Source organism: Lacticaseibacillus absianus (assembly GCF_013407595.1).
Classification (GTDB): Bacteria; Bacillota; Bacilli; order Lactobacillales; family Lactobacillaceae; genus Lacticaseibacillus; species Lacticaseibacillus absianus.
The window spans coordinates 327028-340963 of the sequence record NZ_JABEKX010000001.1; the positions used below are offsets into that span (position 1 = coordinate 327028).

9 protein-coding genes and 1 pseudogene are annotated in these 13936 nt (G+C 60.8%); 8 read left to right on the plus strand and 2 right to left on the minus strand.

The genetic code is table 11. From position 1 onward, the window contains the following. Positions 1-925: 925 nt before the first annotated feature. Both HII33_RS01240 and HII33_RS01245 read right to left on the minus strand, forming a co-directional pair. Entirely contained in the window at positions 926-2452 is a 1527-nt protein-coding gene (locus HII33_RS01240; RefSeq protein WP_179393981.1) for a response regulator, read from the minus strand. After that, entirely contained in the window at positions 2433-4160 is a 1728-nt protein-coding gene (locus HII33_RS01245; RefSeq protein WP_179393982.1) for a sensor histidine kinase, read from the minus strand. The genes HII33_RS01240 and HII33_RS01245 overlap by 20 nt, the downstream gene beginning before the upstream one ends. Before the next feature lie 295 nt (positions 4161-4455). On the opposite strand from HII33_RS01245, the gene HII33_RS01250 reads away from it, so the two are divergent. From HII33_RS01250 to pgmB, 8 genes and pseudogenes are all read left to right on the plus strand, one after another. Beyond that, positions 4456-5397, plus strand: coding sequence for an ABC transporter permease (locus tag HII33_RS01250; protein ID WP_179394678.1), 942 nt, complete (start codon positions 4456-4458; stop codon positions 5395-5397). Between the two features lie 11 nt (positions 5398-5408). Further along, positions 5409-6329 carry a carbohydrate ABC transporter permease gene (locus tag HII33_RS01255; RefSeq protein ID WP_179393983.1) on the plus strand — a complete coding sequence of 307 codons (921 nt, stop codon included), beginning with the start codon at positions 5409-5411 and terminating at the stop codon, positions 6327-6329. A 30-nt stretch (positions 6330-6359) separates the two neighbouring features. Then, a complete protein-coding gene (locus HII33_RS01260; protein WP_179393984.1) occupies positions 6360-7925 on the plus strand; it encodes a type 2 periplasmic-binding domain-containing protein in 1566 nt (521 codons plus the stop codon). 113 nt (positions 7926-8038) lie between these two features. Further along, positions 8039-8716, plus strand: a complete 678-nt coding sequence (locus tag HII33_RS01265) for a DUF624 domain-containing protein (RefSeq protein WP_179393985.1) — start codon at positions 8039-8041, stop codon at positions 8714-8716. Continuing rightward, positions 8716-10716, plus strand: a pseudogene (locus tag HII33_RS13735) (glycoside hydrolase family 65 protein); the annotation flags it as partial. The gene HII33_RS01265 and the pseudogene HII33_RS13735, both read left to right, overlap by 1 nt. Before the next feature lie 39 nt (positions 10717-10755). Then, entirely contained in the window at positions 10756-10905 is a 150-nt protein-coding gene (locus HII33_RS13740; protein WP_343036830.1) for a glycosyl hydrolase family 65 domain-containing protein, read from the plus strand. Beyond that, positions 10905-13202: a glycoside hydrolase family 65 protein gene (locus HII33_RS01280; RefSeq protein ID WP_179393986.1), complete on the plus strand. Its 2298-nt coding sequence runs from the start codon at positions 10905-10907 to the stop codon at positions 13200-13202. Before HII33_RS13740 ends, HII33_RS01280 begins: the two co-directional genes overlap by 1 nt. Positions 13203-13212: 10 nt before the next feature. Next, a complete protein-coding gene (pgmB, locus tag HII33_RS01285; RefSeq protein ID WP_179393987.1) occupies positions 13213-13887 on the plus strand; it encodes a beta-phosphoglucomutase in 675 nt (224 codons plus the stop codon). Positions 13888-13936: the final 49 nt, after the last annotated feature.

The window sequence follows — 13936 nt, forward strand, 5'->3', positions numbered from 1 at the left end:
AGAATTCCCTTAGCCCTCTATGATCTTAGTCAGGTTGTTAAAACACAACACCCCGATATTTGGCCTACCGTTAATGCCAGAATGATTTCCGCAACATCTCCACGCGGTATTCAAGTTCTAATTGGAGAAGAATCGTATACCAGATACTACACAAACAGCGCCCGCACAAAGCTCTTAAAGACTGTCCATCACACCACTTTTGTTGGGTAGAAAGGCTGTCACGTATGACTAAATACTCCATTTTTTTCATATCATTCTGCATCATAATGATTATTATTTATGCCACTGATGCAGGCCCCTGGTTCGGCGTCCCCGTTGGAATTATAGGGATCGTAGGCACTATCTATTTCGAGTTTGTCGAAAAAAAAAGGCGCTGATGCGGCTCAAACACTGAGCTAAAAGTCGAGCCATTTTAGCAATACCCCCGCCTAAAGATGGCAGGGGTATTTTGTTGCCATTCGCGAGCGAGTGACCGTGACGACCCCAACAGCTTGCCACCCGCCGCGACCATCGAAGGCAACCTAGAGGGCGGGACAACTCAAGTATCCTTCCGCAAAATTGAAGAGGATGACTAATATAGCGTGCATTCGTGAGTCGAAACGAGATTATCGCTCACTCATCTAGACTCGCAATGTAAAACAAAAAAGGCCAAAAATGGCCTCTTTTTTCCTGGTTTTATGCAAAAGTGATCACACTTCTAAGTCGAGTGTATCTAGCATCTGTCGCAGATTCAGCAGCTCATCTTTCGCAGCGGAATTGATAGCCTGGCCTTCGGTGCTGTAATCTTTATCAGTGCTTCGCATTGCATCAGCAAGCACATCTGCCATTTCGGACGACGGGGGCGTTGCGTTATGGTACGTCACGTTCTGGAATAGTCGTGCCACCAGAGGCTCGCCGGCGGTGGCTTTTGACTCGGCGCCTCGGCTCACCGTTGCCGGCGAAAGGCCATCGGCGTGAGCCCGACTTCGCGCTTGAAGAGGCGTGTGAAGTAGGAGAAGTTGGTGTAGCCGAGCGACTCGGCGATCTGATTGATCGGGCGGTCGTCGGCCAGGATCATGCGTTGGGCAGTGTCGATCCGTTTTTTGATGATGTAGTTGGTCAAGGAGAGCCCGAACTCGCTCTTGAACAACTTGGCCGCGTAGTCGGGGTTCAAGAAGACGATCTCCGCCAGGCGGTCGCGGGTCAGCTCCTCTTCGAGGTGGGTGTCGATGTAGTTCTGGAGCCGGCGGGCGACGCTGATGCTGGAGTCTGCGAACTCAGCGTACGAAAAGGCGCTGCTGGCGGCAAATGCGATGAAGCGCTCCATGATCTCGATGCTGTTGAGCGAGTTCAGGTACAGGCTGGCGTACTCGCGCGACGAGAACAGCTTGTGCGCCTGAATGTTATGGCGTTCCAGCGAGACGTAGATTAGCTGGAGCAGGTCCTCACGGAAGTTGCGCAGGGTGCGGCGACTGAGGTGTTGCGCTTGGGCGCAGTGCTTGAGGTACTGGTGGCAGTAGCGGCCCAGCGCATCGACGTCGCGTTGGGCGATCAGGTCGCCCAGATGCTGGAGGTCGGGCTCGCGGTGGTCGAGGTCCAAGCGGTGGTACTGGGACAAGAAGTTGATGCTGTTGCGGTGCACCGCCAGGTCATCGCTCATCGCGGTCAGCTTGCGGGTGGTGTCCGGTAGGCGCTCAGCGGTGGCCATGGTCCCGACGAACAGGGCAAAGTGGGTCTGCTCCGGCTGCAGGATCATCTGCAGCTGCTGGCTGATCCGGTCGCGCTGCTGGAACAGGTCTTCGACCGGTCCGGTGTGCTTGGCCGCCTGGAGCAGGATTAACAGGCGGTGGTTCTCATCCGGGCTGGAGAAGCAGACGTGGAAGGCGCCGTCGCCGAAGGTCTGGGGCTGAGCGGTCAGGTGCTGCAAGAGGATCGTGGTGTCGTGGCTGAGCTCGGGCTGGACCAGGATGGGCAGGAAATAGTCGTCGGCGATGCGCGCCAGGAGGTCGGGGCTGGCCTGGCCGTGGAGCACCTGGCGCCAGTCGTTGGCGATCAGCGCCACCGGGGCCTTGGCCTTGGCGGCGGCCGCCTGTTGCTGACGGCGGATCTTTTTGACCGCTTTTTGAAGCACAGCGGTGAAGCGCTCGGGGATGATCGGTTTGAGGTAGTAGTCGAAGCTGCCGAGCTCGATCGCCTTTTGGGCGTAGTTAAAATCCGCGTAGTTGGTCAAAAAGATCATCTCGGTATCGCGCTGCTGCTGGTGGCGCAGCCAATCCAGGAGGTCCAGACCGCTGCCTTGGGGCATCTCGATGTCCGACACGATCAGGTCGATGGTCTGCGCCGCCAGTAGCGTCTGCGCCTGGCGCATGTTCGCCGCGGCGAGGACCGTACTGAAGCCGAGCGCCGGCCAGTCGATCGTCTGCTTCAAGACGTTGATCACGAACCGATCATCGTCAACTAATAGGACTTTCATCGTCGGAGCCCTTCCTTTCTGTCGCGCGCTGGACCGGGAGCGTCAGGTCGATGTAGGCCCCGCCGCTGTGGCGGTTGCCGAGGTCGAGGCGGTAGCTCTTATTGAACAGCAGGTCCAAGCGGTTGATGACGTTGTTGATGCCGATGTGGTGCTCGTTCAGCGCGATCAGGTGGTCGTTGCGCAAGGCGGCCAGGATCTCCTCCGGGAAGCCTGGGCCGTTGTCTTGGATGTGGATCGCCAGGACGTCGCTGTTGTGCGCGCGGATCTCCCGTGCGTCGATCTTGATCTGGGTCTGGTGATCGAAGGAGACGGCGTATTTGACCGAATTCTCGACGAAGGTTTGCAGCATCAGCGGGGGCACGAGGCACTGGGCCACGTTCGGCGCGACTTGGATGTCCGCCTGGAGCATGTCGTCGCCGTAGCGGATCCGCTGGATCTTGAGGTACTCGTTGACATGGGCGACTTCCTGGTGCAGCGGTACGAGCTCGGCGCCGGCGTGCAGCAGGTAGCGCATGTACCGACTGGCGGCGAGCAGCAGCGCCCCCATGTCCTTGGTCTGGTCCATCTGCAACATGCTGTACAGCGTGGTCAGGATGTTGAGGTAAAAATGCGGCCGGACCTGTAGCTGCATGAACTGGATCTGGGTCTTCTTCTGCTGGATCTCGTTTTCGTACAGAGAGACCTTCAGGGTGCGGACCTGCTCCATTAGGGTGTGGAACTGCGCGTTGACGCTTTCGAGCTCCTGGATCCGTGAGTTCTGCAGGGGTGTCGCGCCGGGTGTTGCCTGCAGCAGGGTGACGGTCGAGGCGAACGCGCGTAGCGGCACCACGAAGTTGCGCCACAGGTAGAAGACGCCGAACATTGCGACGAACGCGATCAGCATCATCAGCGCCATCAAGGCGAGCTGGATGAAGGTGAACTGTTCAGTGCGGCTGGATCGGTTGAGCACGACGTTCAGGGTGAACGGCAGAGTATCGGCCTCGTCGTGGCGCTGGATGAAGCGGGCCGGGGTGCGGGCCCGCCCCTTGTAGCGCGCATCCGTGCGGTCGAGCAGGTCCTGGCCGTTGAGGGTCAGGTACGTCAGGTCGTGGGGGGACAGATAGGCCTTCTGAAGCGGCGCGGTCAGCGCGTTGGCCTTGACCACGCAGAACATGACGACGTTTTGGTATTTGACCTCGTGGGCGAGGTAGCGCTGGGCGTGGATCGTGATCGCCGTCCAGGGCTCTTCCAGGACTTTGGCCTTAGTGGCCCAGTTGGCGATCAGGCGGCCCTTCAGCTGGTCGTACTGGTCGTAGCTGATCTCCAGCGGTGACACGTTGGTGAAGTAATCGGTGTCCGGTGAATAGTAGAAGAATTGGTAATCCTTGCCCGTCGAGTACTGAAAGTCAAAGACGCGCTGGCGAATGTCCGTCAGTGGCGCCAGCAAGTCGACGTTGTCGGCGACCGGGTCGATCTGGGTCATCGCCACGAGGCTGGGTTCGTGCACCACGGAGTAATCCATGAAGTGGTCGATGGCCTTGAACTTGGTGGCGACGTCGTCGAGGTAGAGCCCGATCGTGTTCTCCAGCCGCTGCAGCTGTTCGGTGCGGGAGGTGCGGATCGTCGCGATAATTAATAAGATATTCAACACACAGACGACGATCAGACTCGCGATCAAAACGCGCAGATAACGATTGATCGAATGCCCCTTGGCCTGGTCCGCTTGCATCCCCGTTCCCCCCTCGGTGGGAGTGGCGCCCCGCGACCCTGCGGCGCGCGCCCCCCTGCTTATTCCAGTATACCCCCCTGAAGCCGGCCGGCCTGACGCAATCCGGAGATTCTTTGACACTTTACGGAGGCGACCCCGATTTTCTGCTAGCCCGGCGGCGGGTCCGACCGGCGGGCCGCCGGTGCACCTCCGAAAAGTGTCAAAATGCGACTTTTCCGTTATAGAAATAAAGAAAGCGCAACCAATATACTGGTTTAAGAAAGGAGGGGGAGGTATGGACGTCCAAGCAGTGCCAATGACCGATCCGGCCGCTGTGGCCAAGGCAAGACGGAAGCGCCAGCGTCAACGGGACTTCAAGAAGAGTCTTCCATTATACGTGCTATTGTTACCGTCTGCGATCCTGTTGCTGATTTTTGCTTACGTGCCGCTGTATGGGCTGGTCATGGCGTTTCAGAACTACTCACCTGCGCTCGGGGTCTTCCACAGCCCGTGGGTCGGGCTCAAGAATTTCACCCAGTTCTTCAATTCGTATCAGTTCCCCATCACGCTCAAAAACACACTGGTGATCAGCGTGTACAGTCTGCTTGTGAACACGCCGCTGCCGGTGGGGTTGGCGATCTTGACCAACCAGATGCGCCGGCAGGGGTTCAAGAAGGTGTTCCAGGTCATCTCCTATCTGCCGCACTTCATCAGTATTATGGTCATGTGTGGGATGATCCTGATCTTCTTGTCCCCGCAGTCGGGGTTGTTCGCCAACCTGTTCCGGTTGTTCGGGGCCAAGCTGCCTGACATCATGTCGAGCGCGAATGCGTTCTCGCATGTCTATGTTTGGACGGATGTCTGGCAGAACCTGGGGTGGAACAGCATCATCTACATCGCGGCGCTGTCGTCGATCGACCCGACTTACTACGAGGCGGCCACGATGGACGGCGCGACGGCTTGGCAGAAGATCCGCAACATCGACATCCCGATGGTGATGCCGACCGTGATGATCATCTTGATCATGAGTGTCGGGAACCTGCTGAACGTGGGCTTTGAAAAAGTCTTGCTGCTACAAAATCCACTGAACATGCAAGGCAGCGAGATCATCTCGACGTATGTGTACAAGATCGGGCTGCAGAATTTTCAATACAGTCTGTCGACTGCGATCGGGCTGTTCAACACCGTGATCAATGTCATCTTGTTGCTCGGCGTCAACTGGATCTCCAAGAAGACAACGGACACGAGCCTGTTTTAGGAGGGGAAGTCATGTCAACACCTTTTTCAAGCAAGGCTAACGCGGCGAAGCGTGTGAAACTGACAGGCCGAGACCTCGCGTTTCAGCTCTTCATCTACGCGTTCGCCGTGCTGATGATCCTCGTGATCATCTACCCACTGTGGTTCATCATCATCGCCTCGTTCAGCAATCCGGCGGATGTCGCCAACGGCCGCGTGTGGTTCTGGCCGCAGAACCTCGACTTCAAGGGGTACCAGGCCCTGTTCGATCAACCGATCATCTGGCGCAGCTACGGGAACACGATCCTGTACACGGTGCTGGGGACACTGTTCGGGCTGGCGGTCAACATCCCCGCCGGCTACGCGCTGTCCCGCAACGACTTGATGGGCCGCAAGTGGATCAACGTGTTGTACGTGATCCCGATGTTCATCAGCGGCGGCCTGGTCCCGATCTACTTGACGGTCAAGGGTGTCGGCCTGCTGAACAGTTTCTGGGTCATGATCATCCCGTTCGCTGTTTCGCCGTATAATATCATCGTTGCGCGCACGTTCTTCCAGTCGAGCATTCCCGACAGTCTATGGGAGGCGGCGCAACTGGACGGCGCCGGCACGTTCCGGTACTTCTTCCGGATCGTGCTGCCGCTGTCCAAGGCGGTGCTCGCGGTCCTCGGCCTGTGGACGGCGGTCGGGATCTGGAACCAGTGGTTCAACGCCTTGATCTACTTACAAAACGAGAACCTGCAGCCGCTGCAGCTGATCCTGCGCCGGATCCTGATCTCGAACCAGCAGATCGCCGGCAACACGACCGGGCAGCTGGCCGCCGAACTGCAGCAGCTCTCAGACATGATGAAGTACGCCTCGATCGTGATCTCGACGTTACCGATCATGTGCGCTTATCCGTTCTTGCAGAAATACTTTAACCAGGGTGTCATGTTAGGATCCGTCAAGGGATAGTCAAAAACTTTTTTTGGGAGGGTTTTACAGATGAAATTGAGTAAGCGAGTGCTGGCAAGTGGTCTGTTGCTAGCAGCCGGTGTCGGGGTACTGGCCGGTTGCAGCAGCAAAGCGGATGATAGTGGGACGGACAAGTCGGGGACCCCGTCTTACCGGATCGCGACCGTTCGATGGTCGGATTGGGGCAACGATTTTCTGAAGGGGTTCGTCGCCAAGTCCGAGAAGCAAGCGGGGATCAAGGTCAAGTGGGACACCTACTTGAACGCGGATTGGGGCGATAAGAAGTCCGTCGTGATGTCTGGTGGCGACTTGCCCGACGCGTTCTGGGGCGACATCTGCCTGAGCGACGCCGAGATCGCCAAGAACCAAGACAGCTTCATCCCACTGGAAAAATACATCGAAAAAGACATGCCGAACCTGCAACGGGCCTTCGAGAAGGACCCGAAGCTCAAGGCGATGGTGACCTCCCCAGACGGGCACATCTACAGCCTGCCGAAGAAGTCGCCGATGCGCCCGACGATCACCAACCAGCTGTTCATCAACAAGACCTGGCTGGATAAGCTGAACTTGGAGATGCCGACCACCTACACCGAATTCATCAATGTGCTGACGGCCTTCAAGAACAACGACCCGAACGGCAACGGCAAGGCAGACGAGATCCCGTACGGGGCGGGGAACGATGATGCGATCTTGAACTTCATCCAGCCATTCGGCATCACCTCGCCGAACCCGGCAGCGCAGAACATGGTCATGCAGAACAACAAGCCGGTCTATCAGCCGACGACCACCAACTACAAGAAGGGGATCGCGTGGATGGCCGACGCCTACAAGAAGGGCCTGATCGATCCGCAGATCTTTACGGAAGACGCTTCTCAAGGCCAGGCGAAGGTCCAGGCCAAGACCCCGATCGTCGGTGTTGCCGCCGGCTGGACCGCGGATGCGATCTTCGGCGCCAACGCCAAGCAGTACGTGGCGCTGCCACCGCTCAAAGGCCCTGACGGCAAGCGTTACGTGAACTCCGATCCGGACCACTGGAACTACTCCCGTAACGAGCTCATGGTCACCACGCACGCGAAGAACGTGGATAAGCTGATGAAGTGGGCCGACAAGTACTACACCAACGATGCGACGATCCAGACCTACTACGGGTCCTTCGGTGTCGGGACCAAGAAGCTCGATAACGGCGACGTTGAAGTCCTGACCCCACCAGAAGGTCAGTCCTCTGACATCTTCGCCTGGACGAACTCCTTCCGCGACTTCGGCCCGAAGTACTCGGATCCAAGCTTCGACGCCAAGGTCAAGCTGCCCGCGTCTAACGGGGACTACGAGAAGCTGCAACTGGACAAGCAGTACAAGCAGTACGCTCGGCCGGCCTTCCCGAATGTCACCTTCTCGCCAGAAGAGCTGCAGACCACGTCTCAGCAGTACACCGACATCAGCACCTTCGTGACGACCCAGTCCTCTCAGTGGGTCACCAAGGGTGGCGTCGACGCCGGCTGGGATAGCTACATCAGCAAGCTGAATCAGATGGGCCTCAAGGACTTCGTCAAGATCCAGAAGAAGGCCTACGACCGCTACGAGAAGAGCTTAGATTAACGTCTAGGGCGACCCGCCCTTGATGGACGCCAAAAAACGAGGCAGGGCGAGCGCGTGACTTGCCAGCCTCGTTTTTGCCGTCTCAGACTACGAAGAAACCGGAGGAACACGCGATGAAATCATCTGCTGGGGCCCGCATGAGAAGCATCTTGAGCTACGGAAGCCCATTCATGCAACTGCTCGAAAACATCACCAATCTGCTGCTGCTCAACGTCTTGATCCTAGTCGGGGCCTTGCCCCTCGTGACGATCGGCCCGGCGCTGATGGGCGGGCACACGGTGATGGCCAAGATCCTCGCCAATGAGGAGGCCCATGTGATCCGCGATTACTGGCGCGGTTACAAGGCGAACTTCAGGCAGGGGCTGGTGCTGGGCCTCAGTGGGCTGACGGTGGCCGGGCTCGTGTGGCTGGATTGGCACTACATGGACCGCCTCCCGGTCGTCGTGCACCTGGCGGTCGGCGTGATGCTCCTGTTCGTTGTGGTGGTGGCCGGCTTGATGCTGGCGCTGCTGCCGAGCTACCTGAGCCGTTACGCAGAGCGCATCCCGCACGCGATGCGCAACGTGATGATTATCCTAGTGCACCACCTCGGTTGGGCGCTGCTGTTGGCCGCGATCGCGGCGGCCCCGCTACTGCTCGTCCAAGCCGGTGCGATCGGACTGTGGACGCTGCTCTACTGGTTCAGCTTCCTCGGCTTCGGCGTGGCGGTCTGGCTGCAAGGGCTGGTGTTCCGCCGGATCGTGACGTTGATCGAAGCAGGCCAGTCCCACACCAGTCAGGAGGAAGGGTAATGAAGGACGCTGATTGGCAACTACGCGCCGAGGGCTATGACCCAGCGGCGGTGACCGAGACCGGCAACCGGTTCCTGCTGGGCAACGGTGCGATGGGCTACCGTGGCACGCTCGAGGAGTACACCCGCAGCGAACAGGTCGCCTTGAACCTCGGCGGGGTGTACGACCAGCACGGCGACCAGTGGCGCGAGCCGGTCAACGCGCCGAATCCGCTGTTCACGCAGCTGACCGTTGCCGGCCAGCCGGTGTCGGCGCTCACGCAGACGCCGGCGGCCCACACGCTCACGCTGGCGATGCACCAAGCGACGCTGACGCGCCGGAGTGAATTCGTGGTCGATGGCGTGCGGGTGGTGATCCGCAGCGAGCGCTTCTTGAGCGCCGCGGATCAGGCGGTCGGAGCGATGCAGTATTCGGTCGAAGCCGATGCGGCCGTCGCCGCGACGTTGACCTGCGGGATCGACCAGGCGGTCTGGGATATCAACGGGCCGCACCTGACCGGGATGCAGCTGACGCCGACGGCCCACGGCTTCACCCTGGCTGCTACGACAGGGGAGCTGCACCGGCACGTGACGGTCTGGCAGAAGCAGTTCTTGTCGGTCGCCGGCACGCCGACACTGGTCGACACGCCACAAGGGCCACAGGCCCGCTACGCCTTGCAGCTCGCACCGAACGTCCCGGTCACGCTGACGGTCCTGTTCGGGGTGGGGGTGGACGCGCAGATCCCGGCGGTCGCCGCGACGATGCAGACGGCCACCGCGGCAACGTATGCGCAGTGGCGCCAGGCGCATGTTGCGACCTGGGCCGACCACTGGCGGCACAGCGACATCGAGATCGCCGGCGCCCCGGCCGACCAGCTGCACCTGCGCTATAGCATCTATCAGTTACTGGCGATCGCCCCGCACGGTGCCGCGGCGCAGTCGATCCCGGCGCGCGGGCTGTCCGGCCAGACGTACAAGGGCGCGATCTTCTGGGACACGGAGATGTTCATGCTGCCGTTCTTTCTGGCGACGGACGCGCAGACGGCGCGCAGCCTGGTCAACTACCGGATTCAGGGGTTGCAGGGGGCGCGGGCCAAGGCGCAGGCGTATGGGTTCCGCGGGGCGTTTTACGCCTGGGAGAGCCAAGAGAACGGCTTCGACGCGTGCTCCGATTATAACGTCACCGATGTCTTCACGAAGCGGCCGATGCGCACGTACTTCCGGGACAAGCAAGTGCACATCTCGGCGGCGATCGCCTTGGCGCTGTGGCAGACCTACGACTGGCTCGACGATTTGACGGTGCTGACCGACGGTGGCGCAGAGGTGATCCTCGAGTGCGCGCGGTTCTACCTGGACTACGCGAGGCGCGGCCTGCTGAGCGGCGTGGTCGAGGTCGCCGACGTGATCGGCCCGGATGAGTACCACGAGCGGGTCACGAACAACGCCTACACGAACAAAATGGTGGCGACGACCTGGCAGCTCGCACTGGCGACCATCAAGACCCTGCAGGCGCAGGCACCGCAAGTGGCCACGGCGCTGATCGATCAGCTCGACGCCCAAACGATGCTGGATGCGCTGCCGGGCGCGCTCGCCGCGCTGCGCGGTCCGCGCACCAACGCGGATGGCGTGATCGAGCAGTTCGACGGCTACTTCGCGCTTGAGGACTGCTCGGTCGCCACGGTCCGTAGCCGCCTGCTGGATCCGCACGAGTACTGGGGTGGCGCCTATGGCGTCGCCGCCCAGACGCAGGTGTTGAAGCAGGCCGACGTCGTGATGATGCAGGCGCTGTTCCCCGCCGACTACACCGCCGGCGCGCAGCGCGCAGCTTACGATTAATACGAGCCGCGCACGGAGCATGGCTCATCGCTGAGCTGGAGCATGTATGCGATCGTGGCTGCACGGCTGGGGCGCACGGCGGCCGCCCATGACTTTTTCGCCAAGACGGCGACGGTCGATCTGACTGGGGCATCGAAGCAGTGGGCGGGCGCCATCTACATCGGCGGCACCCACCCGGCGGCGAACGCCGGGGCGTGGCTCGTCGCCCTCCGCGGGTTTGCGGGGATGCGGACTGACGGTTCGATGCTGACGTTCACCCCGCACTTGCCAGCGGGCTGGCAGCGGATGCGCTTTGCGGTCAGCTACCGCGGGCGGGATTACCGCGTCGAGTTGACGCCGACGCAGACACAGATCAAAGAAATGGAGAAGGCATGATGGCAAAACAGGCAGATCAGTATTTTGACGTGGCCCCTTGGACGGTCACGGAAACGGGGTTCGACCCTGAGCACGGGCGGGTGGCGGAATCGATCTTCTCCGTCGCCAACGAGTATTCCGGCGTGCGCGGTACCTTCGAGGAGGATTACAGCGGCGACACGCTTCAAGGCAGTTACTTCAACGGGGTCTACGAATACGCACCGGCAGACCCGTCGATCCAGTACGCCGGCATCCAAAAGCGCGGCCACTTCATGGTCAACGCCGTCGACTGGCTCGCCTTGCGCCTCGAGATCGACGGGGAGCGGCTCGACTTGCACACCGTCGCGTTCAGCGACTTCACGCGGACGCTCGATTTGCGCACCGGGCTGTTGACCCGGTCGCTGGTCTGGACCCTCGGGGATGGTCGCCAGCTGGCCCTGCGCTTCGAGCGCTTCGTCTCAATGGTGACCGCCAGCGCCGTCTACCAGCGGGTGACGCTGACGCCGGTGAACTTCTCCGGCGAGGTGACCCTGACGACGACGCTCAACTTCGACACCCGCCATGGCAACAGCGCAGACTCATACTGGGAGGACCTGCGTGACTTCAACGACCCGATGCGCTTTGGGCTGCTCGCCAAGACCAAGGGGACGCGCAAGCGCGTCTTCTCCGTGGCACGCCTGACGCTGACCGGCGCGGCGGCGGCCACCAACGAGCCCGTCGCGGCGGTCCGCGTGGTCGGTCGGAAGCTGACGCTGCCGCTGAGTGAAGGTGAGGCGGTGACGCTGGAGAAGCGCGTGACGAACATTGTGGAAAAACGCCCGACCGTCCCGAACGACGAGCTGTGGGCGACGGGGCGCGCCGCCAGCGACGCTCAGCCGGCGTTCGCGGCGGCGCTGGCCGCCCAGACGGCCTATTGGACAGACTTCTGGGCCCACAACGACATCGAGATCACCGGTGACGATGAGAATCAGCAGGGGATCCGCTTTTGCATCTTCCAGATGGCCCAGACCTACCACGGCCAAGACGTGACCAACAACATCGGCGCCAAGGGGCTGACCGGCGAGGCGTACGGTGGGCTGGCGTTTTGGGACACTGAGACCATGTGCCTGCCGTTCTACCTGTTCAACGACATCCAGGCGGCCAAGAACCTGGTCGAGTTCCGGTACACCACGCTTGAAGCGGCCAAGCGCCGCGCGAAGATGGTGAACTGTGAGGGGGCGAGCTACCCGATCTCGACGATCAACGGGGACGAGTCGACGAGCCTATGGCAGCACGCCAACACGCAGCTGCAGCCGAGCACGGCGGTCGCCTACGCGATCTGGCATTACGTGCACCTGACTGATGACACCGCGTTTTTGAACGGGCACGGGAGCGAAATGCTGGTCGAGATCGCCCGCTTCCTGTATTCGCGCGGCGACTGGAACCGCAAGCACGAGTTCAGCTTCTACGGCGTGATGGGTCCAGATGAGTTCCAGGTGATGGTCAATCACGATGCCTACACCAACTACATGGGGCTCAAGACGTTCGCCTACACGCTGCAGGTCGTCGCGGCGATGAAGGCCGGCGCGCCGGATGCCTATGCTGCCTTGGTCGCCGCGACCGGGGTGACTGACGCGGAGCTGGCGCACTGGCAAGACGCCAGCGATCACATGGTCTTTCTCGGCGACAACAACGGGATGATCGAGCAGCAGCAGGGCTTCTACGACCTGCCGCACGTTGACGTCGACCAGATCCCGATCAGCGACTTTCCGCTGTACGATCACTGGTCCTACGACCGGCTGTTCCGCAACGACATGATCAAGCAGCCGGATGTGCTGATGTTTCAGTTCCTGTACAGCACAGACTTCTCGCTGCGTTCGAAGCGCCTGAACTATGAGTACTACACGCCGCGCACGATCCACGAGTCCTCGCTGTCGCCGTCGATCCACTCGATCATGGCCCAGGAGCTGCATAAGCCAGACGACGCCTACAAGTTCTTCCAGTTCGCGACTCGCATGGACCTGGATAACTATAACCGCAATACCCGCGATGGGTTACACACGACCTCGATCGCGGCGGCGTGGCTGAACATCGTGTACGGCTTCGGCGGCCTGCGCAGCGACGGTCCACTGCTCACCCTGGCGCCGGGGTTGCCGGCGCAGTGGCAACGCTATGCGTTCCGGATCAACTACCGCGGTGCGAACATTGCGGTGACGGTCGACCGCACGCAGGTGACCCTGACCGCTACGGCGCCAGTCACGCTGAAGGTCTACGATCAAGTGCAGACCGTGACCACGACGCCGCTGACGTTGGCGCTGCCGGCGCAGTGGCAAGCATAAGGAGGAAAATATGCGACTTAAAGGATTTGTTTTTGACCTCGACGGGGTGATCACCGATACCGCACGCTTCCACTACCAGGCGTGGGCCAAGATCGCCGAAGATGAACTCGGTATCCGGATCACGCCGGCGGTCAATGAGGGGCTCAAAGGCGTCAGCCGCATGGACTCCCTGGAGGTGATCCTGAAGTACGGGCATCAAGAACACGACTACACCGAGGCGCAGAAGGTCCAGTTCGCCACGGCCAAGAACGATTATTACGGGCAGCTGATCGATCAGATCTCGCCGGAAGACATCCTGCCGGGGATGAAGGCCTTCCTCAACGCCTTGCGTCACGGCGGCTACGGGATCTCCCTGGCGTCGGCCTCTAAGAACGCGCCGCGCATCCTGACCGGGCTGGGGCTGACCGACTACTTCAATGCGATCGTCGACCCGGCGACGCTGCGCCACGGCAAGCCGGACCCGGAGATCTTCGCCCGTGGCGCGGAGCTGCTGGGGCTTGCCCCCGGCGAGGTCGTTGGACTCGAAGACGCTGTCGCCGGGGTCCAGTCGATCAAGGCGGCCGGCGAGTTCGCCGTCGGGATCGGGGACCGGCAGTTGCTGGCGCAGGCGGACCTCGTCTTCCCGTCGACGGCCGACGTGTCGCTGGCGGCGATCGAGACCGCCTTTGCCGAGGCGCAGGGGTGACGAGCGGCACGGCTGATGCCCTCGGTTCGCGACCTGCGTGAGGCGATGA

Coding starts and splice junctions, on each gene's coding strand:
- HII33_RS01240 (WP_179393981.1), bottom strand. CDS start 2,452: ATGAAAGTCCTATTAGTTGACGATGATCGGTTCGTGATCAACGTCTTG.
- HII33_RS01245 (WP_179393982.1), bottom strand. CDS start 4,160: ATGCAAGCGGACCAGGCCAAGGGGCATTCGATCAATCGTTATCTGCGC.
- HII33_RS01250 (WP_179394678.1), top strand. CDS start 4,456: ATGACCGATCCGGCCGCTGTGGCCAAGGCAAGACGGAAGCGCCAGCGT.
- HII33_RS01255 (WP_179393983.1), top strand. CDS start 5,409: ATGTCAACACCTTTTTCAAGCAAGGCTAACGCGGCGAAGCGTGTGAAA.
- HII33_RS01260 (WP_179393984.1), top strand. CDS start 6,360: ATGAAATTGAGTAAGCGAGTGCTGGCAAGTGGTCTGTTGCTAGCAGCC.
- HII33_RS01265 (WP_179393985.1), top strand. CDS start 8,039: ATGAAATCATCTGCTGGGGCCCGCATGAGAAGCATCTTGAGCTACGGA.
- HII33_RS13740 (WP_343036830.1), top strand. CDS start 10,756: ATGCGGACTGACGGTTCGATGCTGACGTTCACCCCGCACTTGCCAGCG.
- HII33_RS01280 (WP_179393986.1), top strand. CDS start 10,905: ATGGCAAAACAGGCAGATCAGTATTTTGACGTGGCCCCTTGGACGGTC.
- pgmB (WP_179393987.1), top strand. CDS start 13,213: ATGCGACTTAAAGGATTTGTTTTTGACCTCGACGGGGTGATCACCGAT.